General features: G+C 40.7%; 24 protein-coding genes and 1 pseudogene. 20 read left to right on the top strand and 5 right to left on the bottom strand.

Features of this window, described 5'->3' with window-relative positions:
- Positions 1-108: 108 nt before the first annotated feature.
- The 7 genes from ablB (at position 109) to ABFG93_RS01655 (ending at position 5,788) form a co-directional block, all read left to right on the top strand.
- Positions 109-963 (top strand): putative beta-lysine N-acetyltransferase, encoded by an 855-nt coding sequence (ablB, locus tag ABFG93_RS01685; protein WP_347550249.1) that lies wholly within the window; start codon positions 109-111, stop codon positions 961-963.
- Between the two features lie 43 nt (positions 964-1,006).
- Positions 1,007-2,392 carry a sigma-54 interaction domain-containing protein gene (locus ABFG93_RS01680; RefSeq protein ID WP_347550248.1) on the top strand — a complete coding sequence of 462 codons (1,386 nt, stop codon included), beginning with the start codon at positions 1,007-1,009 and terminating at the stop codon, positions 2,390-2,392.
- 142 nt (positions 2,393-2,534) lie between these two features.
- Positions 2,535-3,944 (top strand): lysine 2,3-aminomutase, encoded by a 1,410-nt coding sequence (gene ablA / locus ABFG93_RS01675; RefSeq protein WP_347550247.1) that lies wholly within the window; start codon positions 2,535-2,537, stop codon positions 3,942-3,944.
- Positions 3,941-4,228, top strand: a complete 288-nt coding sequence (locus ABFG93_RS01670; RefSeq protein WP_347550246.1) for a YokU family protein — start codon at positions 3,941-3,943, stop codon at positions 4,226-4,228. Before ablA ends, ABFG93_RS01670 begins: the two co-directional genes overlap by 4 nt.
- 111 nt (positions 4,229-4,339) lie before the next feature.
- A complete protein-coding gene (locus ABFG93_RS01665; RefSeq protein WP_347550245.1) occupies positions 4,340-4,597 on the top strand; it encodes an IDEAL domain-containing protein in 258 nt (85 codons plus the stop codon).
- Positions 4,598-4,656: 59 nt separating this feature from the next.
- Positions 4,657-4,785: a hypothetical protein gene (locus ABFG93_RS01660; protein ID WP_347550244.1), complete on the top strand. Its 129-nt coding sequence runs from the start codon at positions 4,657-4,659 to the stop codon at positions 4,783-4,785.
- 124 nt (positions 4,786-4,909) lie between these two features.
- Positions 4,910-5,788, top strand: coding sequence for a 5'-3' exonuclease (locus ABFG93_RS01655; protein ID WP_347550243.1), 879 nt, complete (start codon positions 4,910-4,912; stop codon positions 5,786-5,788).
- 36 nt (positions 5,789-5,824) lie between these two features.
- On the opposite strand, the gene ABFG93_RS01650 is transcribed toward ABFG93_RS01655, so the two are convergent.
- Positions 5,825-6,217 carry a reverse transcriptase-like protein gene (locus ABFG93_RS01650; protein ID WP_347550242.1) on the bottom strand — a complete coding sequence of 131 codons (393 nt, stop codon included), beginning with the start codon at positions 6,215-6,217 and terminating at the stop codon, positions 5,825-5,827.
- 126 nt (positions 6,218-6,343) lie between these two features.
- Here ABFG93_RS01650 and ABFG93_RS01645 point away from each other — a divergent pair, with 126 nt between their 5' ends.
- Both ABFG93_RS01645 and ABFG93_RS01640 read left to right on the top strand, forming a co-directional pair.
- On the top strand, positions 6,344-6,520 hold the full coding sequence (locus tag ABFG93_RS01645; RefSeq protein ID WP_347550241.1) for a zinc-finger domain-containing protein: 177 nt from the start codon (positions 6,344-6,346) through the stop codon (positions 6,518-6,520).
- A gap of 17 nt (positions 6,521-6,537) precedes the next feature.
- Positions 6,538-7,200 carry a reverse transcriptase-like protein gene (locus tag ABFG93_RS01640; RefSeq protein ID WP_347550240.1) on the top strand — a complete coding sequence of 221 codons (663 nt, stop codon included), beginning with the start codon at positions 6,538-6,540 and terminating at the stop codon, positions 7,198-7,200.
- A gap of 25 nt (positions 7,201-7,225) precedes the next feature.
- On the opposite strand, the gene ABFG93_RS01635 is transcribed toward ABFG93_RS01640, so the two are convergent.
- Both ABFG93_RS01635 and ABFG93_RS01630 read right to left on the bottom strand, forming a co-directional pair.
- Positions 7,226-7,474 (bottom strand): DUF2564 family protein, encoded by a 249-nt coding sequence (locus ABFG93_RS01635; RefSeq protein ID WP_347550239.1) that lies wholly within the window; start codon positions 7,472-7,474, stop codon positions 7,226-7,228.
- Positions 7,475-7,597: 123 nt separating this feature from the next.
- Positions 7,598-7,798, bottom strand: a complete 201-nt coding sequence (locus tag ABFG93_RS01630; protein WP_347550238.1) for a cold-shock protein — start codon at positions 7,796-7,798, stop codon at positions 7,598-7,600.
- Between the two features lie 219 nt (positions 7,799-8,017).
- Between ABFG93_RS01630 and ABFG93_RS01625 the strand changes: the two genes are divergently transcribed.
- Both ABFG93_RS01625 and ABFG93_RS01620 read left to right on the top strand, forming a co-directional pair.
- On the top strand, positions 8,018-9,706 hold the full coding sequence (locus tag ABFG93_RS01625) for a formate--tetrahydrofolate ligase (protein ID WP_347550237.1): 1,689 nt from the start codon (positions 8,018-8,020) through the stop codon (positions 9,704-9,706).
- A gap of 130 nt (positions 9,707-9,836) precedes the next feature.
- Positions 9,837-10,241 carry an acyl-CoA thioesterase gene (locus ABFG93_RS01620; RefSeq protein WP_431522034.1) on the top strand — a complete coding sequence of 135 codons (405 nt, stop codon included), beginning with the start codon at positions 9,837-9,839 and terminating at the stop codon, positions 10,239-10,241.
- A 32-nt stretch (positions 10,242-10,273) separates the two neighbouring features.
- On the opposite strand, the gene ABFG93_RS01615 is transcribed toward ABFG93_RS01620, so the two are convergent.
- On the bottom strand, positions 10,274-10,543 hold the full coding sequence (locus ABFG93_RS01615) for a DUF2524 family protein (protein WP_347550235.1): 270 nt from the start codon (positions 10,541-10,543) through the stop codon (positions 10,274-10,276).
- Between the two features lie 131 nt (positions 10,544-10,674).
- Between ABFG93_RS01615 and ABFG93_RS01610 the strand changes: the two genes are divergently transcribed.
- The 8 genes from ABFG93_RS01610 to ABFG93_RS01575 all read left to right on the top strand — a co-directional run bounded on the left by ABFG93_RS01610 (position 10,675) and on the right by ABFG93_RS01575 (position 19,449).
- Positions 10,675-11,535, top strand: coding sequence for a CvfB family protein (locus tag ABFG93_RS01610; RefSeq protein WP_347550234.1), 861 nt, complete (start codon positions 10,675-10,677; stop codon positions 11,533-11,535).
- A gap of 81 nt (positions 11,536-11,616) precedes the next feature.
- Positions 11,617-11,874: a YhdB family protein gene (locus ABFG93_RS01605; protein WP_347550233.1), complete on the top strand. Its 258-nt coding sequence runs from the start codon at positions 11,617-11,619 to the stop codon at positions 11,872-11,874.
- A gap of 96 nt (positions 11,875-11,970) precedes the next feature.
- A complete protein-coding gene (locus tag ABFG93_RS01600; RefSeq protein ID WP_347550232.1) occupies positions 11,971-12,981 on the top strand; it encodes a glycoside hydrolase family 15 protein in 1,011 nt (336 codons plus the stop codon).
- Between the two features lie 257 nt (positions 12,982-13,238).
- Positions 13,239-15,146: a 1,4-alpha-glucan branching protein GlgB gene (gene glgB / locus ABFG93_RS01595; RefSeq protein ID WP_347550231.1), complete on the top strand. Its 1,908-nt coding sequence runs from the start codon at positions 13,239-13,241 to the stop codon at positions 15,144-15,146.
- Entirely contained in the window at positions 15,139-16,278 is a 1,140-nt protein-coding gene (locus tag ABFG93_RS01590) for a glucose-1-phosphate adenylyltransferase (protein WP_347550230.1), read from the top strand. Before glgB ends, ABFG93_RS01590 begins: the two co-directional genes overlap by 8 nt.
- 17 nt (positions 16,279-16,295) lie before the next feature.
- On the top strand, positions 16,296-17,402 hold the full coding sequence (gene glgD / locus ABFG93_RS01585) for a glucose-1-phosphate adenylyltransferase subunit GlgD (RefSeq protein WP_347550229.1): 1,107 nt from the start codon (positions 16,296-16,298) through the stop codon (positions 17,400-17,402).
- Positions 17,403-17,417: 15 nt separating this feature from the next.
- Positions 17,418-18,851: a glycogen synthase GlgA gene (gene glgA / locus ABFG93_RS01580; protein ID WP_347550228.1), complete on the top strand. Its 1,434-nt coding sequence runs from the start codon at positions 17,418-17,420 to the stop codon at positions 18,849-18,851.
- Between the two features lie 124 nt (positions 18,852-18,975).
- Positions 18,976-19,449 carry an EAL domain-containing protein gene (locus tag ABFG93_RS01575; RefSeq protein WP_347550227.1) on the top strand — a complete coding sequence of 158 codons (474 nt, stop codon included), beginning with the start codon at positions 18,976-18,978 and terminating at the stop codon, positions 19,447-19,449.
- A 255-nt stretch (positions 19,450-19,704) separates the two neighbouring features.
- Here ABFG93_RS01575 and ABFG93_RS01570 read toward each other — a convergent pair.
- Positions 19,705-21,091: pseudogene (locus ABFG93_RS01570) on the bottom strand (IS4 family transposase).
- A 278-nt stretch (positions 21,092-21,369) separates the two neighbouring features.
- On the opposite strand from ABFG93_RS01570, the gene ytvI reads away from it, so the two are divergent.
- The gene (gene ytvI, locus ABFG93_RS01565) at positions 21,370-22,476 is read left to right on the top strand and encodes a sporulation integral membrane protein YtvI (protein ID WP_347550226.1); all 1,107 of its coding nucleotides are present in this window, start codon (positions 21,370-21,372) and stop codon (positions 22,474-22,476) included.
- Positions 22,477-22,487 lie beyond the last annotated feature (11 nt).

Raw genomic sequence — 22,487 nt, 5'->3', positions numbered from 1 at the left:
TTCTTTTTTTACTTGTTAGCTCTCGCAACCACAATTTTTAGGGGAAGGATTTCACCTGTAAAGAGAGAAGAAAGGTTTGAGTAAGGGTTTGATGAGGGAGGGACATTCTTGAATAATCAAAAAAAGAAAGCAACGACTCATTTTTATAAGGGTAGGGACTATCATTTTAACTGCCATCACGATCCATTCAATGAACGAATTCGAATTGATGAATATGCAGGTAACAAACGGACGCTCGTTGATCACATTCTGGAATTGTTCAATGCTGATTATACAAAATGCATAATAAAAGTGAAGGATGGGGATGCAGCATTGTTTCAATCCCTCGGATTCTCATACGAAGGTGAAATCTGTGGGTACTTCTCAGGTGTGAACACGCTTCTGATGACAAAATACCGAGAAAATTGGAGGCGTAATAGTAAGAGTTGGATTGAAGAAGATGCAATTTTAGAAGGTGTACTTTCAAAAACACCAGGGGATTTATCGGAAAAACCTTTAATGAGACAGGCAACTAAAAAGGATGCAGGAGGATTAGCAGAGCTTTACAAGCATGTATTTGCAGTGTACCCAACACCGATGGACAATCCTGATTACATTCGTAAGGTAATGAAGGAAGGAACCATCTTTTTGCTGGTTGAAGAGCAGGGCACGATCAAAAGTGCGGCGTCAGCAGAGTTGAACAGGAAATGGCACAATGCAGAAGTAACAGACTGCGCTACATTACCTGATTTCAGAAAAGGCGGAACGATGAGACACCTGATCATGGAACTCGAAAAAACGTTATTGAAAGAAGAAATCTATTATGCTTACTCGATTGCCAGAGCCCGTTCCTTTGGTATGAATGCAGTGCTTCATCAGCTCGGTTATGCGTATGGAGGAAGGCTAGTTAATAACGTCAAAATTTATACAGACTGGGAGAATATGAATTTATGGAGTAAGATGCTGACTTATGATGCCCAATAATAGGCACAAAGAGACGAAAATTCGGCCGAAAGAGGGTGACGCAATGAAGCCAACTATTTCGCTTACGAATGGGATGTTCCAGGCGATTCTTGAGAGCATTGATGAAGGTATCCATGTGGTTAATAGTAAAGGCCTCACAATCTATTACAACGAAATTGCAGCGAAACACGATGGGTTGGAAGTAGAGGATGTGCTTGGGAAGCATTACCTTGAGGCTTTTCCATCTCTTTCGAAAGAAACGAGTACACTGTCACATGTATTAACAACTCGAAAAGCGATTTTTAATAAAGATCAAACGTATCGTAATATGAAAGGTAGATTAATTTCAACTGTAAATACAACCCTTCCGATTGAAGTGGGTGGGGAACTTGAAGGGGCAGTCGAAATCGCAAGGGATATCTCAAGGATTAAAACCCTTTCCGACAAAGTCATGGAGCTACAGGCGAAAATTAGTAAAAAAACGGCAATGGAGTTTGATAATGGGACAACGTATACGTTCGATCATATTATAACTGGCGATGATGCGTTTCAAAGAGTAAAAGCAAGGGCAGAGAAGGCAGCACAGCTTCCTTCTCCAGTCCTCGTATATGGAGAAACTGGTACGGGTAAGGAACTGATCGTTCAGGCTATCCATAATGCTTCAAATCGTTCGGGATCATTTATAGCACAGAACTGCGCTGCATTGCCAGCCTCGATTCTTGAATCCATCCTTTTTGGAACAACAAAAGGAAGTTTCACAGGAGCTGAAGAGCGGGAGGGGTTATTTGAATTAGCGGATGGTGGAACCCTTTTCCTCGATGAAATTAATTCGATGCCGATCGATGTTCAGGCAAAACTTCTTCGCGTTCTTGAAGATGGTGTCATTCGAAGGATAGGAGCGGGAAAAACGAGGAAAGTGGATGTCAGGATCGTTGCAGCGATTAATGAAGAGCCTGACGCTGCTCTTGAAGCAAAACGACTTCGAGTTGATCTGTTCTATCGATTGAATGTGATATATCTCCGTCTTCCTCCTTTAAGAGAACGCAGAAGTGATATACCAGAGCTGATGGATCATTTTATCCACAAGTATAATGTAAAGTTCGGCAAACAGGTGAAATCGATCGAACCGCGTACTGCGATGCTCTTAAATGAACGTAGCTGGCATGGCAATGTACGAGAACTCGAGCATGTTATTCAATCAGCGATGAACTTTGCAGAAGGGGAAGTGCTGACTTCAATTGATTTTCCGATGCTTCTGCCCGAGCGTGGAAAACAGCTTGAAAGCGAGCCTTTAAGGGAAGTGTTGCTACGAACGGAGAGAAGCTTAATTGAAAAGGCGATGGTTGATGCTGAAGGTAATGTAAAAAAAGCCGCAAAGCAGCTTTGTATCCCGAGACAAACCTTACAATATAAGTTATCAAAATTTCCAAAAAGCCAGAGTGCCGAATAATGAGCACGCCTGGTTTTTTATTATTTTTAATTCTGGATTTTTGGTCTTTTGATCAATGTCCCCGGTCACTTTTAAAGATTTAATGGAGCTGGCATCAAACTTGCATAGTATGAAAGTAGATTATACGAAGGGGGATTACGACATGCTTATGCAACTTTATAAGCCAGCACGCCATTGGAAGGACATTGAATTATGGAAAGATGTAACTGAGGAGCAGTGGAATGATTGGATCTGGCAGCTAACAAATACGATTCGTACGCTTGATGATCTAAAGAAAGTCGTGAACTTAACGCCTGATGAGGAAGAAGGCGTCAAAATTGCCACCAAAACAATTCCATTAAACATTACACCTTATTATGCATCACTAATGAATCCTGATGACCCCCGTTGCCCGGTCCGGATGCAGTCTGTTCCCATTTCACAGGAGATGTATAAAACTAAATATGACCTTGAAGACCCACTTCATGAGGATGAGGACTCTCCCGTGCCTGGACTTACACACCGATATCCCGATCGTGTACTGTTTCTCGTCACTAATCAGTGTTCGATGTACTGCCGTTACTGCACACGAAGACGGTTTTCCGGCCAAATAGGTATGGGTGTACCGAAGAAACAGCTTGATGAAGCCATCAATTATATTTCACAGACACCTGCAGTAAGAGATGTATTGATTTCTGGAGGAGATGGGCTACTCATTAATGATAAAATTCTTGAGTACGTGCTCAAAAACCTGCGAGCCATTCCACACGTGGAGATTATTCGAATTGGTACTAGAGCACCGGTTGTGTTTCCACAGAGAATTACCGAAGATCTATGTAATATATTGAAAAAATATCATCCAGTTTGGTTGAATACGCATTTCAATACAAGTATTGAAATCACTGAGGAATCGAAGAAAGCATGTGAAATGCTTGCTGATGCAGGGGTACCAGTTGGAAATCAGGCTGTTATACTGGCTGGAATCAACGATAGCGTAACAATTATGAAGAAACTGATGCATGATCTCGTGAAAATCAGAGTGAGACCTTACTATATTTATCAATGTGATTTATCAGAAGGCATTGGCCACTTTAGAGCGCCAGTGTCAAAAGGCCTTGAGATTATTGAAGGTTTGCGAGGCCATACGTCCGGATATGCGGTTCCTACGTTTGTTGTTGATGCTCCAGGTGGTGGTGGTAAAATTGCACTTCAGCCAAATTACATGATCTCTCAAAGTGCTGACAAAGTTATTTTACGAAACTTTGAGGGCGTAATCACGTCTTATCCGGAACCAGAGAATTATACACCAGGTACGGCAGACACATATTTTAACAACGTTTATGAAATGGAGAAAAAACCAGCGATTGGCATTCATTCCTTAATGACTGATGAACGTTTCAATTTAGTACCTGAAGGGGGGCAGAGATTTAAGCGAAGGAGTAAGTATGAACAGGACGTTCAGCACAGTTCACTTAAAGACCGTAGAAATAAACGTGATCAAATGAAGGAAAAGAAATATACCGCGGAACAGATGAAATATAAAGGCGGAGATAAAGAGGAGGAAAGCGTATGAAGTGTAAGTGGTGTGACGAAGAAGGGGCTTTTGAAACCCTTGATAAAGGCTACTGGGAGCTCCCGGATGGAACCAGGGCGGTAGAAATTAGTGACCTACCTTCGGTTCAGTGTATTCATTGTGGCATGAGCTATCAAACAGACGAATTAGTTGGGAACGTTGAGGAACAGCTAATGCTAATTGATACATCAAAGCTATCCTCCACATTTACGTATAAAGAGTTAATGAATCAGGAGCGGCTTCTTAAAAAGAATTATTTTGACCTTGATCGCTATCCACTATAGGACAAGAAAAAAATTGATAAAAGTTATATCGGAATATTCTGAAAAATATTGATATTTTGACGATTCCCTCGTATAATATAAAAAAGAGCTTCAAGAGGGGGGAGAGCTAACATGAACAATCATCATAAGTCGTATAAAGACAATATGAAACAGCGTGCCATGAAAAAGAAACAAGAACAAGAAACGTTTGAGTTGGAATTGTATGCCCAATTGATCCTTGATGAAGCCGTGTTTACTTTCCAGGAAGAACGTTACCAGAAAACTATTGATCGTGCTCTCGACCAAAAAGATGAAAAAGCATTTAAAGAAGCATCACAGCAGTATGTCGCGTTTCTACGCTCTTACCAACAGGCGCTTCATTTTGACTGAATAGAACAGGACCGATCTGACACAAACTAATAGGGAAATGACTACAAAGGAGTGTCACGATGGGTCGACAGAAAAAAGGTAATCCGAACGCACAGCGTAACAACAACGCCAAACAAGCAAAAGGAAAACATTCATTTGCCTCTTATGCAGAAATGGAAGCAGAAAAACTGAAAAATCCAAAGGAATAAAAGAAAAAGCCTTCACTGAAGGCTTTTTCTTTTATTTCATTATGATGCCTCCGAGTAGTGGAAAGGGGGTTTGTGTTACCATATATGAAGATCATGGTATAAGGGAACGAAAGGAAGAATGACAATGAACCGATTAATAATGATTGATGGATTTAACTTATTAAGTAGAGGGTACTTCGCAACAGCATATGGAAAAACAGAGGATCAATTAACGAAAACACCTGAGGGCTTATATACAAATGCGTTACGAGTCAAACTTCAGAAAATGATTTCTCTGATGAAAGAATACGAGCCGAGTCATTTCGTTGTCACCTGGGACGTAAAGCGTAATGAAACAAAGAGGAAAGCGCTTTTTGAAGATTACAAAGGAACGAGAGAGGATCTCCCTTCTCCGCTCATCCAGCAGTATGAAACGGCGGTAAATTTATTCCGATCAACAGGAATTCCGCAGTTAACTGTAGAAGGTTTCGAAGCAGATGATGTTATTGGAACCCTTTCTGACAGATGGACAAAAGAAGGAATGGGTGACTGCTTTATTTATAGCAATGATCGAGATCTTCTTCAGCTATTAAATCCATCCGTCTCTCAAATTATTGCGATTCGAAAAGAAGGGGACAGGGTATATACGGAGGAGCATTTTAAAACTGAGTATGAGATATCTCCTGACCAGTGGGTTGATGTAAAGGCACTTCTTGGTGACAAAAGTGATAATATCCCCGGGGTCGCAGGTGTTGGAGATAAGGCTGCACTGCCGCTTATTCAACAATATGGATCTGTGGATGGCGTCTACGAAAGCATTACAACGCTTGATAGCAAATTTAATCGCTACCGTAAGAAGTTAATGGAAGGTGAAGAAGTAGCAAAATTAAGCCGTCAGCTTGTGACGATCGAGCGAGCCATTCCTGAGCTTGATCACCACTCCTTCGATGATCTTAAGCTAACGCTTGATTACGATCGATTGAAAGAGGAGCTTGATTTGCTTGGACTCCGCATCAGAATGTAACTAAAAGAGAAGCGCCTATCAAGGCGCTTGCTCATTTTAGGCGGTATTTAGGGGAATGGCTTTCCTGGCAAGCTCATCAGCCACTTTATTTTTGGAGCTTGGAATCCACTTAATGAAACATAGCTCAAAGCGATCGACTAAAGCTAGTGCGTGTGTTAAATAAGGCTGATAGTTACGATTTTTAACATAGCGATTGTCCACAGAGCTGCTAACGAGCTGTGAGTCTGTCCGAATAGAAATGGACTGGAATTCGTTATCTATACAAATCGAAAGCGCGTGGATCAACGCTTCAAATTCAGCTTCATGGTTTGTAAGGTTGCCGAGCGGCTGGGACGCTCGGATAACATTACCGTCCGCTTTTATAAAAACACCGGCTCCTGAAGGACCCGGATTACCAGCACTTGCTCCATCTACATATACTTCAATCACATGGTTTACCTCCCTGTACGGTGGTCATGTTGTATTTTATCATAAACATGTTCAAACAGAGAAGACATACATTTAAGGTAAAAGGAGAAAGCTGTTAAGAAGGGATTGTGTGTAGGAGTGAAAAGTATGAAAAAGAAAGAGGTCATGATGGAAGTCGGTTTAATCCTTGATACATATTGTCAGGATTGCTTACTGAAAAGAGTGAATCAGCATGATTATGGGAAGTGTCATGCGCAACGTTTTTGTATTACGGAATGCAGCGTTGGAGATGAATTAAAAGAACTCGGCAAACATCTTTCTTAATCGAAGGAGTGGACCAAATGAAAGTCATCATAAAATGGAAATACAAGACGCCTCGAGGGATTCAGACATGGATGACTTCTGATGAGTTGCCTGCCCCAGAAGCGATGCTAATAGCACGAGATATTGCTAAAACTGGACGGTCGATCGATTTGTTTTTTATTGATCACCGCGGTTTGAAATGGTCTTTAAAAGAGTTTGAGACGTACATGACGAAGAAGGAAGAACGCCCAGCATCAATTGAACTTATTTTTGATGGCAGCTTTGATAAGGAAACGAAAAAGTCAGGGTGTGGAGCTGTTATTTATTTCTATGAAGGAAGAAAGAGGAAGAGGATCCGAGTTAACCGGGCTCTTGATTACCTTGAAAATAATAATGAAGCAGAATATGCTGCATTGTGGACAGGGCTTCAGGAAGTAAGAACGATTGATGTCGAGGATACTGAAATTCTAATTAAAGGGGATTCACAGGTCGTTATTAATCAGATGTCAGGTGAATGGGCGGTGTATGAGCCGCTTTTAAACAGATGGATGGATAGGATTGAAGTGTCGCTTCGCGATCTAAGACTTCAGCCAGTGTATAAACACATTTCTCGCGATGAAAATAAAGAAGCTCATCGTTTAGCTGCACAGGCATTAAAAGGAACGGAGATAAGCAGTTCGATTGAATTTGAGAACGAATAAAAGAAGCAGCCCCTGGCTGCTTCTTTTATTCGTTCGCTTCTTTTAATTGCGTTTCGCATTTTTCAATTAGCTCGCTTGAGAACTCATAGAACTGTTCATTTGTACCTGTCTTATGAGCAAGAGCTTGTTGAAATTGCTGTTTGGCCTGATCAATGGCATTCTGTGCCGCTTTAAGCTGATTGTCATTCATGCTTTTCGTAGCCTGTCCAACGAGGTGCTGCGCGGACTTGATAGACATTTCAATTTGTTGAAGATCAGAATATGGTTCTGACATACCATCCCACCTTTGCAAATCTTTCAGGAATAGTATGGCCAGTTCCAAACAAGCTTAAACGAAAAGAAAGCACAAAAAAAGGAACTGATGAAATCATCAGTTCCTTGTGCTCACATTTATATATTAGATTTTATTTACGTTAGCAGCTTGTGGTCCGCGATTTCCTTCGACGACTTCGAAAGAAACTTCTTGACCTTCATCAAGCGTTTTGAAACCTTCGTCATTGATTGCTGAGAAGTGTACGAATACGTCTTCAGCACCTTCGATTTCGATGAAGCCAAATCCTTTTTCTGCATTAAACCATTTTACTTTACCGTTTTGCATGTTTGTTCCTCCTAAAAGCTTAGCACGTTCATTGTGCACTTTAAAATTTCAACCACCAATCGAAGATAATGAAATATCTTTGTGATAAATGGTTAATTTAACTATAGCGTAAAATTAGAGAAAAGTCAAGTTTCAGTAGAGATCAGGAGATAATCCTTAACGGAATGAATAAACTTGGGTAAGATGGAAAAGACGTATTTCATTGGATGGAGGGATTTTATGAAATCAGAACTAACAATCAAGAGCGATATTGAAATTGCTCAAGGGTCCCAAATGAAGCGGATTAGTGAAATCGCTTATGACTTAGGATTAACAGAAGAAGAATGGGAGCCATATGGTCACTATAAAGCCAAGGTTTCACTAAATAGTATGAAGCGCTTAAACCAATATCCTTCCGGAAAAGTAGTGCTCGTAACTGCCATCAATCCGACACCTGCTGGAGAAGGAAAAAGCACGGTTACAGTTGGACTTGCTCAAGCATTAAACCGAATTGGGAAGAAAGCCATTGTTGCCATGCGAGAGCCTTCTCTTGGGCCAAGCATGGGAATTAAAGGTGGAGCAGCAGGTGGAGGGTACTCCCAGGTTATGCCAATGGAGGATATTAACCTCCATTTTACAGGTGATCTCCATGCCATTACATCTGCACATAATGCCCTGTCCGCCTTAATCGACAATCATATTCATCATGGGAATGAACTTGGTTTTGATACAAGGCGTGTGACTTGGAAACGCGTTGTAGATTTAAATGATCGTGCCCTGAGACAGGTGGTCGTTGGTCTTGGAGGTGCGACACAGGGAGTGCCTCGGGAAGACGGGTTTGATATTACAGTTGCTTCTGAGATCATGGCCATTCTCTGTCTAGCATCCGATTTAGCGGATTTGAAGAGAAGGATATCTTGCATTGTTATTGGCTATAGCACAACAAAGGAATCAATTACGGTTGCTGACTTAGGTGTACAGGGAGCGATCACGTTACTTCTAAAAGACGCGATGAATCCAAACCTTGTACAAACACTCGAAAATACGCCAGCCCTTATTCACGGAGGACCATTTGCGAATATTGCACACGGCTGCAATAGCGTGGCAGCGACAAAAATGGCTCAGAAGCTTTCTGACTACGTTATTACGGAAGCTGGTTTCGGGGCAGATCTGGGTGCCGAGAAGTTCTTTGATATTAAAACCAGGGCGGGACAAATTGATCCAGCTGCTACAGTTATCGTCGCAACGATTCGTGCGTTAAAGATGCACGGTGGGGTTCCGAAAGACAAGCTGAAGAAAGAAGACGTTAGAGCTCTTCAAAACGGACTTGCCAACCTTGAGCATCATGTATCATCCATCAAGAAATATGGCATACCTTTCGTCGTTGCGATAAATCGATTTGTTACCGATACGGAACTTGAAGTCAATTCCTTGCTCAACTGGTGTGAAAAAAACGATATTCCGGTGGCTTTGACAGATGTGTGGGCACGCGGAGGAAAAGGCGGAATAGAGCTTGCTCAAACGCTGCTTCAAGAAATTGAAAGCAAAGAAAATCATTTTAAACCGATCTATGAACTGCATGCATCTCTTGAAGAAAAAATCGAAACCATTGCTAAAGAAATTTATGGTGCAGACGGTGTGGAGTTCACGTCAAAAGCCATGAAACAAATGAAGGAATTTGATCAAAACGGCTGGGACCAGCTACCTGTTTGCATGGCTAAAACACAATATTCCCTATCAGATAATCCATCATTGCTCGGACGTCCAACAGGATTTAAAATAACGATTCGAGAATTCCGCCCTTCGATCGGTGCCGGTTTTATCGTTGCCCTTACCGGAAGCGTTATGACAATGCCTGGATTACCAAAAAAGCCGGCTGCATTGAATATGGACGTTATAGGGGATGGAACGACAATAGGACTTTTCTAGAAAGAGAGAGAAAAAAATGTCAGACTTTGCTTTAACCAAAAAACTAATACGCGTATCAAGAACAACGAAATCATGCTTTGTCCTACCCTCTGATACAAACACACATGGAACACTATTCGGAGGGAAGCTGATGGCTTATATCGATGATATCGCAGCGATTACAGCATCTAAGCATGCGCGATCAGCGGTTGTGACGGCTTCTGCTGATTCCATCGATTTTTTAAGTCCAATCAGGGAAGGTGAGGTCGTGAGTCTTGAATCTTATGTAAGCTGGACTCATAATACATCGATGGAAGTGTTCGTGAAAATTTTTGCTGAAAATGTAGTAACTGGAAAAAAGAAAGTGTGCGCTACTTCATTTTTGACGTTTGTAGCATTAGATGAAGAAAGCAAACCGTCTAAAGTCCCTGAGGCTATTCCTGAAACAGAAGAAGAAAAGTTCGTCTATGATGGCGGATATGAGCGAATGAAAGCAAGAAAAGCGCGGAGGAAGCATTCGCAGAAGTTAGCGAGTGAATTCGGTTCGTTCTCTTAAGGTCAAGCAAAAAGGACTGCAACATGCAGCCCTTAGGTATCAAATCCTAAAATAAAGTCATTCTGGCAATCCTGAATTTGCTGCTGGGCTCTCGAGAGGGCATCGCGCTGTTCGGGATTTGCACTGTGGATCATTTTATCAAGCTCAATCGACATACGCTCTAGAAGCTGCTGTGTTTCCGTGTATCCTTTATCGGTTACAACAGATTCTTGTCTGGTAGCAAGCTGTAGCTGCTCATCTGCATATTCAACGAGTTCATGAGCATTTTTTAACATTTCTTCAACTTTTCGATACGTTGACATGGTTCATTGCTCCTTTTTTCGTTTGTGTCGATGTTAGTATTTACAGGATCATAAGTTTTATGATAAAGAGGGGAAATAGATGTGAGTGAAGTGATATACTAAGACAAGAAAAAAGAAAGGCGTGAATCAAGTTGTCAAGTGAATTACTAGCAGGAGAAATTACACAATTACGTGTAGCACGTATTCAAGAATACGGCTACTTTTTAACAAATGGATATGAAGATGTATTGCTTCATAAGAGAGAATCTAAAAATCATTATGAGGAAAACGATAATGTGAAGGTGTTTTTATATCATGATCATGAAGGTAGACTATCTGCAACAGAAACAATGCCGCTTGTAACGCTCGACTCGTTTTCGATTTTAAAAGTGGTTGAAGTTAAGCACAGTCTGGGTGTCTTTGTGGATGTAGGGATTCAAAAGGACATGCTTCTTTCGAAAGATGATCTTCCATATGACTGGGCAACATGGCCAGCGATTGGTGACGAATTATATTGCGGACTAAAGCTTGATAAAAAGCAGCGTTTGTTTGCGGACTTAAGTAAATTTGAAGAAATCCAAGAGCTCTCTGTCAACGCTCCAGCTGAATGCAAAAACGCTGAAGTAGAAGGCCTTGTTTTTCGCTTACTAGATGATGGCGTCTCGATTTTAACAGGCGAAGGATACCTTGCTTATCTTCATAAAGATGAGATGAAAGAGCCGGTACGACTTGGCCAGCGACTTACGATGAGGATTACCTTCGTAAGAGAAGACGGACGAGTGAATGTTTCAACACGACCGCTTGTGAAAGAGGCTCGGCTTGAAGATTCCGATCGTCTTCTTTCCTATATGATGGAACGAGATGGGGAAATGCCATTTACTGACAAAAGTGATCCTGAAGCAATTAAGAAAGAATTTAACATAAGTAAAGCAGCTTTCAAACGAGCAATGGGCAAGCTGCTGAAGGAAAAAAAGGTCGAACAAAAAGACGGCTATACCTTTATTAAATCATAATATGACTGTTATCTTTTTCTTCGTGTAAGTGGAGCTGCCGGGCGAATACTACAGGTAAGCTCCTAGAAAGGGGGCAAGTCATTGGATATTACGGACTATGACAAAGCTCTTTATTACACACATCATTGCGCATGCATTGATTTGAGCGTTTTGATGATGAAAACTGAGGATGACATTCTTTCTAAAAGGATTGAACAATTCATTCACGCATTTATCCGTGAAACTGAATTTGTTAAAGTGAAAGCAGCCAGAGATGAGCTTCTTTCTTATATTGATTATGTTTATCAAATCGAACCAGAATCGACTGAAATTACAGCAATAAACCAGACTTTAGACTGACCCATTTATACAAGGGTCGGTTTTTTTGTGCTCAAAAGGTTTAAAATTGTCGAATAGGGTATAATTGTAGTAAAAAATAAGGAGCAGGTGAGAATTATGAATCAACAGAAGCTGCACAGTGTACTTGAAAGCATGCGACTACCAAATGGAGCATATGTAGCTAGTACATCTGATGATTATGACTATGTATGGGTCAGGGATGTATGCTATGCGGTAATGCCATATTTAAACTCAAAATGCACTAGATATGAAAAAGCATATCATGCGCTGTTCTCACTACTCAGGAAATATGAATGGAAGCTTGACATCCATACGGAGCAAAAGCCACATTATTTACATGAACACATTCATGCAAGGTATTCAAAAAGCCTTGATGAAATTCCTGTTGAATGGGGTCATGCTCAGAATGATGCAATAGGAATCATGCTTCATGGTATCGGTGAGGGAATTCAAGCAGGTAAGCCAATGTTACGAGATAAAGTAGACCATCGCATTGTTCAAAAACTCGTCGATTATCTTGAGTGTTTAGAATACTGGAGAAGCCCTGATAACGGAATGTGGGAAGAGAATGTGGAAGTTCATGCATCAAGTATTGGAGCTTGTGTGGCAGGATTAAAAGCAGTTAAAACATTAGTGGATGTTCGATCCTACATGATTGAAAAAGGAGAAGAAGCGCTTAATTGCCTCCTCCCCTGTGAAAGTAAGACGAAAGAAACGGATTTATCGCTATTATCCTTAATTTATCCTTTGAACGTTGTGACAAGAAAACAGGCAATTGAAATTCTTGATCGAGTGACAGGCCGTTTGGAACGTAAAAGAGGCATTATCCGTTATGATAACGATCAGTACTATAATGAAGGCAGCGAAGCGGAATGGTGTTTCGGATTTCCATGGCTCGGATTATGTTTCGAGCAAATTGGCGTACTTGATAAAATGAGTGAATACTGGTCGAAGACGATGAGTATTACCCCAGAAAGCGGTAAAATTCCAGAATTGTATATCGGAGGCACCGATATTCCAAATAAAAACACGCCGCTAGCATGGTCGATTTCAATGGCATATCAGCTTCAGGTAAGAATGAATGAAATGCAAGAGAATGTATCCTAATGTCACACCAGGTCTGCGAATCTTTTCGCAGACCGTTTTTTTTTGTAAAAAAACCTCGAAATTTGAAGAAAAATAATGGTATCATTCGACATTTTATTTTTTGAAAGGGAAACCTGCATGACGTGTCGAATTAGTTAGATGTAGAGGATGAAGGTGGAATCCCTCTATTTATACCAGCCGTATGGGGCAGTAAAACCCCTCGGATGGAAGATTCACTTTATTAATATTCACTTTATTAACGAGAGCGAGGTGTCGCAATGGCTGTATCGATGCCGACAGATTACGATCGGTACTTATTTCATCAGGGGAATTTATTTCAAGCATATCGTTCTATGGGCGCTCATATTAGAGTAGAAGATGGACGATCTGGAGTCCGCTTTACAGTCTGGGCTCCTCATGCTGCAGCATTATCTGTAACAGGGAATTTCAATCAGTGGGATCCCACAGCTCATCCGATGAAAAAGATAGAAGAATCAGGTATCTGGTCTTTATTTATCGAGGAGCTTTCAGAGAACGAGCTTTATAAGTACGCTGTAGAGACACAAAATGGGGAGATTTTAATGAAGTCTGACCCCTATGCTTTCTACTCCGAAATGAAACCGAAAACAGCGTCCATAGTAAAGAAAGTGGATGAATACGTCTGGCGGGATACCAGATGGATGAATAAGCGAAAGAAAACCGAGCCTTATCATGGGCCTCTTTCGATTTATGAAGTTCACCCGGGTTCATGGCGTAGGAAGGAAAATGGAAATTACTATTCATACAAGGATTTAATGAATGAGCTCATTCCATATGTGAAAGAGCACGGGTATACTCACATCGAACTTATGCCTGTGATGGAACACCCTTTTGACAAGTCGTGGGGCTATCAAGTTACCGGATATTTCTCCGTTACAAGTCGATTTGGTCAACCTGATGATTTAAAAGCGTTCATTGATCACTGCCACCAGGAAGATATTGGTGTTATTCTTGACTGGGTACCAGCCCATTTTTGTAAGGATGCCCATGGCCTGGGACAGTTTGATGGAGGACCGGTTTTCGAACCTTCTGATCCAGCGAAAGCAGAACGCCATAATTGGGGGACATATAACTTTGATTATAGCAAGCCAGAAGTAGTGAGTTTCCTCATTTCCAATGCGGTTTTCTGGTTTGATTATTACCATATTGATGGCCTTAGAATTGATGCTGTTTCCCAGATGCTACTCTATCATCACGATCATCAGAGTGGTGGTGAGGAAGGCGAGAATGCAGCAGCTAAGGAATTTATTCAGAAACTTAACCGGACGATCTTTGAAAAGTATCCCAATGCGCTCATGATGGCTGAGGAATCTACCGATTATCCGCTTGTAAGCGCACCAATTCATGAGGGTGGTCTGGGCTTCAATTATAAGTGGAATATGGGCTGGATGAATGATGTATTGAAATATATGGAACTCCATATGGATGATCGGAAACACCATCACAATTTATTAACTTTTTCCTTTTTCTATGCTTTTTCAGAAAATTACCTGCTTCCTCTTTCACATGATGAGGTTGTACATGGGAAAAAGTCGCTTCTTAATAAAATGCCGGGTGATTACTGGCAGAAATTTGCCAACCTTCGATCACTTTATGGCTATATGATGGCTCATCCGGGCAAGAAGCTTCTCTTTATGGGGGGAGAATTTGGTCAATACGACGAATGGAAAGACACTTCAGAACTAGATTGGATGTTATTTGATTACGACATGCATAAAAAAATGAACGTGTATGTCAAAGAGTTAAATCACTTCTACATCGATTCTAGGGCAATGTGGCGAATTGATCATGAACCTGAAGGCTTTGAATGGATTGATGCAAACGATAATAACCAGTCTGTGCTCACATTTATGAGAAAAGGGAAAGCGAAGGGCGACTGTGATATCGTCGTTATCAATTTTTCACCCAATGTATATTACGATTATCGCATTGGTGTCCCGTCAGCAGGCACATATATCGAAATGTTCACTAGCGATCAAGAAAAATATGGTGGATCAGGTCAGTTAAATGCAGATGAACTTCATAGTGAAAAGAAACCTTATCATGATCAACCCAACAGTTTAATGCTGAAGATCCCACCTCTTGGAATTGTGATTCTCGGCAAAAAAAATAAAAGCAACCTTGAGAGGAGAAATCGCTATGTCTAATAAACGTTGTGTAGCAATGCTGCTTGCAGGAGGGCAGGGGACAAGACTTGGAAAATTGACAACACGTCTAGCGAAACCGGCAGTCCCATTTGGAGGGAAGTACCGAATTATTGATTTTACTTTAAGTAACTGTAGTAATTCCGGTATTGATACGGTTGGCGTATTGACGCAATATCAGCCGTACATACTTAATTCTTATATCGGAATTGGTAGTTCCTGGGATCTGGACCGTAAGAACGGCGGGGTTTCCGTCCTTCCTCCGTACATGGGTCAAAAAGGCGGAGAATGGTATCGCGGTACAGCAAATGCCATTTATCAGAATATGTACTATATTAGACAATACGATCCAGAATATGTACTTGTTATTTCTGGTGACCATATTTACAAAATGGACTATTCCGAAATGCTTGATTACCATGAACAACGCGGTGCGGACGCTACGATTGCTGTTCTTGAGGTGCCGTGGCATGAAGCGAGTCGTTTTGGAATTATGAATACTGATGATGAAGATCGAATTGTGGAATTTCAAGAGAAACCTGCTGAACCAAAGACCAATCTCGCATCGATGGGGATTTACATTTTTAATTGGAAAGCGCTTGAAAAGTATTTAACTGAAGATGAGCAAAATCCGGATTCCTCTAATGATTTCGGAAAAGATATCATTCCGGCAATGATTGAAGATGAAAAGAATGTATTTGCTTACTCATTCAGTGGGTATTGGAAAGATGTGGGAACTCTTCAAAGTCTATGGGAAGCGCACATGGATTTACTTGATGATGATCCATCCCTGATCCTAAATGATCCAGCTTGGAAAATTTATTCGGTAAATCCTAACCAACCACCACAATATATTGCTCCTCAAGCGAAAGTTACGCGCTCACTTGTTAACGAAGGGTGTGTCGTATACGGCGATGTATATCGTTCTGTTCTATTTTATGGCGTGCATGTAGGACTTGGAAGCACTATCAAAAATTCAATCATTATGCCGAATGTAAAAATCGGAGCAAATGTGACAATTGAAAATGCTATTGTTGAAAGCGGTACAGTTGTAGAAGATGGAATGTCGCTTGGTTCAGCTGATGGCTCTATTTCACTAATTGCTGACGGGGAGATTGTATCAGTACCAAAATAGGATAGGGGGATGAAACGATGAAAAAAGTAGTAGGAGTTATTAATCTAGTAGATGAAAAAAACACCCTTAGTGAGTTAACCAATCATCGGAGCTTCGCCTCTGTTCCGTTTGCAGGGCGGTACCGATTAATTGATTTTTCGTTGTCCAATATGACCAATGCAGGAGTGAACACGGTTGCTGTATTTACTCGTGAGAAATACCGTTCACTATTTGACCATCTTGGCTCAGGTCGTGAATGGGATCTTGATCGTCATCAGGGCGGTCTGTTCTTTCAGCCTCCTGCCGATGATGAGCGCAAAAGTAAAGGAGATATTCATTCCTTTTATGAAAACATTTCGTTCTTCAAAAGAAGTCTTTCACACTATGTTGTCGTAACGAATGGACAGCTTGTTTGGAACGTAGATTTTGACCAGGTGATTAATGAGCACGAAGCCCAAAATGCTGATATTACAGTTGTGTATAAGCCATGTGATGATCCTTATACAAGTGGAGAAAATTATAACGTTCTTTATACAAATGATGATGAGCGAGTTGATCGACTAAACCTGGGTGTCCAGCCATTGCCAGGGGATAATGTATATTTGAATACTTTCATTATGAAATCCTCCCTTTTAATTTCAATGGTAGAAGAAAGCGTTGTATCCGGCAAGTTTCATTCGATTAATGAAACGATTGCTGGTAGTCTGGATCGTTATCATGTACATGCTTCCCATTTTGGAGGCTATGTTACTTTCATTGATAATATCGAGAGTTATTACCGATACAGCATGGAGATGCTTGATCCTAACGTGACTCAGGAGCTTTTCTACAACAAAGGGCCAATCTATACAAAGGTTAAGCACGAATCACCTGCAAAGTACCTTGAGAGCTCAAGCGTCTCAAATTCACTGATTGCGAATGGCTGTACAATTTCAGGTACTGTGGAAAATAGCATTCTATTCAGAGGCATACGCGTCGGGAAGGGTGCTGTTATTCGAAATAGCATTATCATGCAGAAATGTGAGATCGGTGAAGGCGCCGTCATTGAGAACGTCATTTTAGATAAAGATGTGTCTGTTTCACAGAACGAAAAAGTTACATCTGAAGATGAACCGCGTGTCATTGCTAAATCAACGGTCATATAGCAGGAGGAACTAGAAATGAATGTTTTATTTGCAGCGTCTGAAGGCTATCCTTTTATAAAAACTGGAGGGCTTGGTGATGTGATTGGGGCGCTCCCGCAGGCCCTTCAAAAGCAGGGAGCCAATGTATCGGTTATTTTGCCAAAGTATGAAGATATGAATGAATCTTTTAAAAATCAGCTTGAGCTCAAGGAAACGATCACAGTATCTGTCGGGTGGCGTCACAAATACTGTGGAATTGAAATGATGAAGTATAATGGCATTACGTACTATTTTATTGATAATGAATACTATTTTAAACGGAGTGGAAGCTACGGTTATTTTGATGATGGTGAGAGATTCTCTTTCTTCTGTAAGGCCGTCTTGGAAGCGATTCCTTATCTTGAAGAACAACCGGATATTCTCCATTGTCATGATTGGCAAACAGGGATGATTCCTGTTTTGAAGAAAGCTCATTACCGGAATCACCCGTCTTATCAATCCATTAAAGTCGTTTACACCATTCATAACTTGCGCTACCAGGGTGTATTTCCGAAATCGATTCTTCATGACCTCCTTGATTTAAGTGAGCTCCATTTTAATAATGAGGGTGTCGAGTTTCACGGCAACGTAAGCTTTATGAAAGGTGGCTTAGTATATTCAGATTACATTACTACCGTTAGCCCAACCTATGCTGATGAAATTAAACAGCCATACTTTGGAGAATATTTGGATGGGGTTATGAGAAAAAGGGAAGCTGATTTTGTAGGAATTGTAAATGGAATTGATACCAAAATTTATGATCCAGCAGGCGACAAAGCCCTTCCGTACACGTTTCATGCTAGCCATCCTTTGAAGGAAAAAAACAAGACAGACCTTCAAAAACAACTCGGTCTTCAGGTTGGAGAAGGTATTCCTGTTCTTGCGATGATTACGCGTCTCGTTGAGCAAAAAGGTATCGATCTTTTCTTTCGAGTGCTCCCACAGATGATGGAAGAAGAGAACGTACAAATTGTCGTATTAGGAACTGGTGATCAGCATTATGAACATATGCTTCGTGAAGCGGAAGCGCGCTATCCAGGAAGATTCTCAGCGAATATTTATTTTGATGATAGCTTTGCTAGGAAGTTATATGCCGCTTCCGACCTCTTTTTAATGCCTTCTCAATTTGAGCCGTGCGGACTCAGTCAGCTAATAGCACTTCGATATGGAAGTTTGCCGATTGTTCGGGAAACAGGTGGATTAAAGGACACTGTTAAGCCTTACAACAAATTCACTGGAGAAGGACACGGCTTTAGTTTTGCTAACTACAATGCCCATGAAATGTTAGGTGCAATTAAGCTTGCTCTTGATCTATATCATCATGATGACATCACATGGAGAAAACTAGTGACTCGAGCGATGCGTCTTGACTATTCATGGGAAGCGTCCTCTGCAAAATATATGAAACTTTATCTAAATCTATTAAAATAGTTAACAAATATACCGATAAGAAAAGCATGGGATGGCCATCCCATGCTTTTTATATATGGGTCCTGTATAATCAAAGGTTGAAAGGGATACTCGTGATGAGAAGGGAGCTGGATTACAGTCATTTTTGGATAGTGCAACGAGAATTGCTTCCATCCGTTTGAGTGCAGAACATCTTCCGAAAGGAATAAAGCGTTTTATTAATTTTCTCCCGTCCTCGATATACGACCCTGCCCATAGCCTGCGAACAACATTTCAAGCAGTGGAACAGTATGATGTCGATCCGAGCGACCTTGTTTTTGAAGTTGTAGAGACAGAGAAGATTGAAGAAGTTGAGCATTTGAAAACCATTTTCCAAACTTACAAACAAGGAGGCATGAAAGTGGCACTTGATGATGTAGGTGCTGGATACGCCTCACAAGAAATGCTCATTCAGTTAAAGCCGGATTATGCGAAGATTGACCGGAGCGCCATCTCGTTTTGTGATCAGGATGCTAAGAAGCAGAAGAACTTGTTCGATCTTGTTGACTTAGCACGTGAAGAGGGGATAACCCTTCTTGCTGAAGGGGATCGAGCGACAAGAAAAGGCGGATTTTTGTAGTGGAGTCGGTATGACGTACGGACAGGGTTACTATTTTGGACTTCCAGCTGAATACCCTAACAATATGCTTCAAAAATGACGTGCATAAGGAGGGGAAACCCTTCTTTTTCTTATTTTTAGGGTAAAACCACATGTCCCCTCAAGCTAACTACAGTGAAAAGTAAAGATCGACTTTTTCTTATAAAATCAGTTCCATTCTACTAAAGGAAGGCATGCCAAATAAACGTGAAACCGAGGATTTTTTAATGCTTAACGCTAGGCAACTTTCTCGTGACACATGGTATACTGATAGACAATACCCAATATATCGAAGACTGTTTTTTTCTCATATCGGTGGGATTTTCGTCCGTTTTTCTGTAGGAGGGTAAACAGGCGAAGCAGGATCTTTGATACTTCTTGGGTGTTTTTTTGTATCGCTTGATTCACTGAGTTCTCGTTTTTTCTTGGTCAGGAGTAGCTGCCTCATTTGAAACATGGTAGAAGAACAAAGAAGTATACCAATCAGTTGACCATAGAGATGGCATTCTAAACGTTCCTTTTTGATCTCTTTACAGTTATCTATTTCAAAGAAAGACTTCCATGTTTTAAAGAGTAATTCAATTTGCCAACGTAACGAATAAAAATCGTGCACGTGTCCCGTAGGGACATCTATCATTGATGCATTCGTTATGTATACATTCATAGCACTCAAACGTTTGCTCCGTTCTTTCATGATAATGCCTTTCTTTTTCTCCTTTACCGCATGGTTTTCCAATCGTGTTCGGGTTTGCTCTTCCGTAAGTCGGTGGATAATAACTCTAGTCGGCAGTTTTTGATTCTTTCCAATGTAAACATCAGAGATCTCATGGGTTTGTCCTGGTTTTAATTGATGCATGATCTCTTCCATATCTAATTGAATATATTCGGTTTGCTTTTTCGGTGTTCCATTTTTGAAGTATTCAGGATTAGGGTTCCTCAGATAAATCCGAGTGTTTAATTTTAAGCGAGAGATATAATAAGCTCCTTTCTCATCCATTTGATGGAGATCATTCAGGTCAAAATATCCTAAATCACGTATGCATAAGTCATCAGTTTGTACCGTTTGTAAGCACGTGGAACCGTAGGTTCGATCATTTTGTTTACCTGCACCCGAATGAACATGCAGGAATTGGCCACTGAGAAGATCATATTCCAGTTGGATTTTCACTCCAGCTGTATGGCTACTGCCTCCAGATCCTTGATAGGTGTCGGCAAAAACATCCGGCAATTGAAAGGTCGTAGAATCCAAGATTCGTATACTCCGAAACTGTGAAACGTAACGATGAGAAAGAGCCTGAGAAGTAGACAATTTTTGAGTAAGCAAGGAAGCAAAAACATGTCGTAAGAGCTCGACAGCCGTAGGATTAAATCGTTGATTGAGTCCTTCAGGACTCATTAAGACACCAGTTGAAGATTCTAAACCACTACATAACTGTGTTAAGGAAGTGCTTGCGACTTTTTGACTTAACCAAACACACAACGCGATTAAATCTTTCGTCTGGTACTTGCTCTTTCTTTGCACAAAACCGACCTTTTTCCCTAGCTTTTGAAGCCTTTTTGGCGACAACGATTGTTGTAATTCCTGTGAAAAGAGGGTCAGTTCAGCTGAAACCTCGCAGCCCATAAAAAAAACACCATCCTTTTCATCTTATTAAAGAAAGGATAGCGCTTTTTTCATTTTGGGGATAATGATATGCCTTAGCTTGATGGGCATGGGGTAAAACCAATATATGGAGTAAATGAGCTAAATGTAAACACCATTCATTAACAGAGTTAACTTTAACCGTTTGCTTTTCTCTTGCACATCTGAATACGACAAATAAATGTGTTTGCCAGTTCTCCGATGGAAATTTTGACAAAAAACCGATATGCTTACGATAAATGGATATTTGTTGAGGTGACATGATGTTAACTTTTTATCGACGCTACGCAAGAACAGCTTTTGATATTGGTCTTATTGTATTAACTGTATTCTTGATCATGCTGGTTTCCAGTTTCTTATTTGATATCGCCGCCCCGATTATTGTTGGCTATGTCATCTTCTTGATCATTGAACCATTCGCTCGTTTTTTAAATCGGAAGGGAGTGGGGAAAACAGCTGCTACAACGATATCGACGCTAGTGTTTGTTCTTATTGTTGTTAGTACTGTTTTTCTCGCAGGAGCGATCGTGGTGCTTCAGCTTCAAAATTTAATTGAATTAATCCCGGGTTACGTCGCTACATTTCAGGGACAGGTAATGAGCTATGTGGAGTGGGGCCAACTTCAAATGAACGCATTACCACCTGATGTCCTTGAAAAAGCACAGGATTTTTCACTTACACTTGTAGAAAAGGCTTCGTTCATGTTAACAGCTTTTCTTAATAGTATTTTTGCCTTTATTACATCAATTCCAACGCTTGTAATCAATTTCATTGTGGGAATTGTGCTGGCTTATTTCCTCAGTATTGAAATTGAGATGTGGAAACGCATTGCTGAAAAGCGCACCCCAAATACTTTCAAAACGGCGTACTTTTTCTTGAAAGTAAATGTATTGAGCGGTATAGGTGCTTACTTGAAGGCGCAGCTTAAGCTGATTACGATCACGTTTGTTCTCGTTCTGTGTGGCCTATTAGTCCTGAGTGTGGACAACGCTTTTACATTAGCTCTTTTATCTGCTTTCTTTGATGTACTTCCATTGCTTGGTGTATCAGCGATATTTTTACCCTGGGCTATCTACCTTTTGGCGATTGGCGAAACCACTCTTGCTGTTTCCTTATTGATTTTACTTGCCGTTGTAATGCTAGTAAGACAAATTATGGAGCCAAAGATAACAGGCGATTCTCTTGGGGTATCCGCGTTTACAATTTTATCTTTTATGATCATATCTCTTTCCTTATTCGGAATCGCGGGGGTAATTCTATCACCGATACTTTTAATACTAATTAAAGCCCTTTATGACCATGGATATCTTGGGAAATGGATTCATCTTCCAAGTGAAGAATTTTCAGATACGAAAGAGCACAGCTAGGAAGGAAGAAA

This window comes from Pseudalkalibacillus hwajinpoensis, from assembly GCF_039851965.1.
Taxonomy (GTDB): domain Bacteria; phylum Bacillota; class Bacilli; order Bacillales; family Guptibacillaceae; genus Guptibacillus; species Guptibacillus hwajinpoensis_E.
This window is presented reverse-complemented; position numbering and strand designations above follow the sequence as displayed.

Excerpts from the sequence above, each read along its gene's own strand:
- ABFG93_RS01640 (WP_347550240.1), top strand. The coding sequence starts at position 6,538 with ATGAAAGTCATCATAAAATGGAAATACAAGACGCCTCGAGGGATTCAG.
- ABFG93_RS01655 (WP_347550243.1), top strand. The coding sequence starts at position 4,910 with ATGAACCGATTAATAATGATTGATGGATTTAACTTATTAAGTAGAGGG.
- ABFG93_RS01590 (WP_347550230.1), top strand. The coding sequence starts at position 15,139 with ATGTCTAATAAACGTTGTGTAGCAATGCTGCTTGCAGGAGGGCAGGGG.
- ytvI (WP_347550226.1), top strand. The coding sequence starts at position 21,370 with ATGATGTTAACTTTTTATCGACGCTACGCAAGAACAGCTTTTGATATT.
- ABFG93_RS01680 (WP_347550248.1), top strand. The coding sequence starts at position 1,007 with ATGAAGCCAACTATTTCGCTTACGAATGGGATGTTCCAGGCGATTCTT.
- ABFG93_RS01670 (WP_347550246.1), top strand. The coding sequence starts at position 3,941 with ATGAAGTGTAAGTGGTGTGACGAAGAAGGGGCTTTTGAAACCCTTGAT.
- ABFG93_RS01665 (WP_347550245.1), top strand. The coding sequence starts at position 4,340 with ATGAACAATCATCATAAGTCGTATAAAGACAATATGAAACAGCGTGCC.
- glgD (WP_347550229.1), top strand. The coding sequence starts at position 16,296 with ATGAAAAAAGTAGTAGGAGTTATTAATCTAGTAGATGAAAAAAACACC.
- ablA (WP_347550247.1), top strand. The coding sequence starts at position 2,535 with ATGCTTATGCAACTTTATAAGCCAGCACGCCATTGGAAGGACATTGAA.
- ABFG93_RS01620 (WP_431522034.1), top strand. The coding sequence starts at position 9,837 with ATGGCTTATATCGATGATATCGCAGCGATTACAGCATCTAAGCATGCG.
- ABFG93_RS01615 (WP_347550235.1), bottom strand. The coding sequence starts at position 10,543 with ATGTCAACGTATCGAAAAGTTGAAGAAATGTTAAAAAATGCTCATGAA.
- ABFG93_RS01630 (WP_347550238.1), bottom strand. The coding sequence starts at position 7,798 with ATGCAAAACGGTAAAGTAAAATGGTTTAATGCAGAAAAAGGATTTGGC.
- glgB (WP_347550231.1), top strand. The coding sequence starts at position 13,239 with ATGGCTGTATCGATGCCGACAGATTACGATCGGTACTTATTTCATCAG.
- glgA (WP_347550228.1), top strand. The coding sequence starts at position 17,418 with ATGAATGTTTTATTTGCAGCGTCTGAAGGCTATCCTTTTATAAAAACT.
- ABFG93_RS01635 (WP_347550239.1), bottom strand. The coding sequence starts at position 7,474 with ATGTCAGAACCATATTCTGATCTTCAACAAATTGAAATGTCTATCAAG.
- ABFG93_RS01625 (WP_347550237.1), top strand. The coding sequence starts at position 8,018 with ATGAAATCAGAACTAACAATCAAGAGCGATATTGAAATTGCTCAAGGG.
- ABFG93_RS01660 (WP_347550244.1), top strand. The coding sequence starts at position 4,657 with ATGGGTCGACAGAAAAAAGGTAATCCGAACGCACAGCGTAACAACAAC.
- ABFG93_RS01600 (WP_347550232.1), top strand. The coding sequence starts at position 11,971 with ATGAATCAACAGAAGCTGCACAGTGTACTTGAAAGCATGCGACTACCA.
- ABFG93_RS01645 (WP_347550241.1), top strand. The coding sequence starts at position 6,344 with ATGAAAAAGAAAGAGGTCATGATGGAAGTCGGTTTAATCCTTGATACA.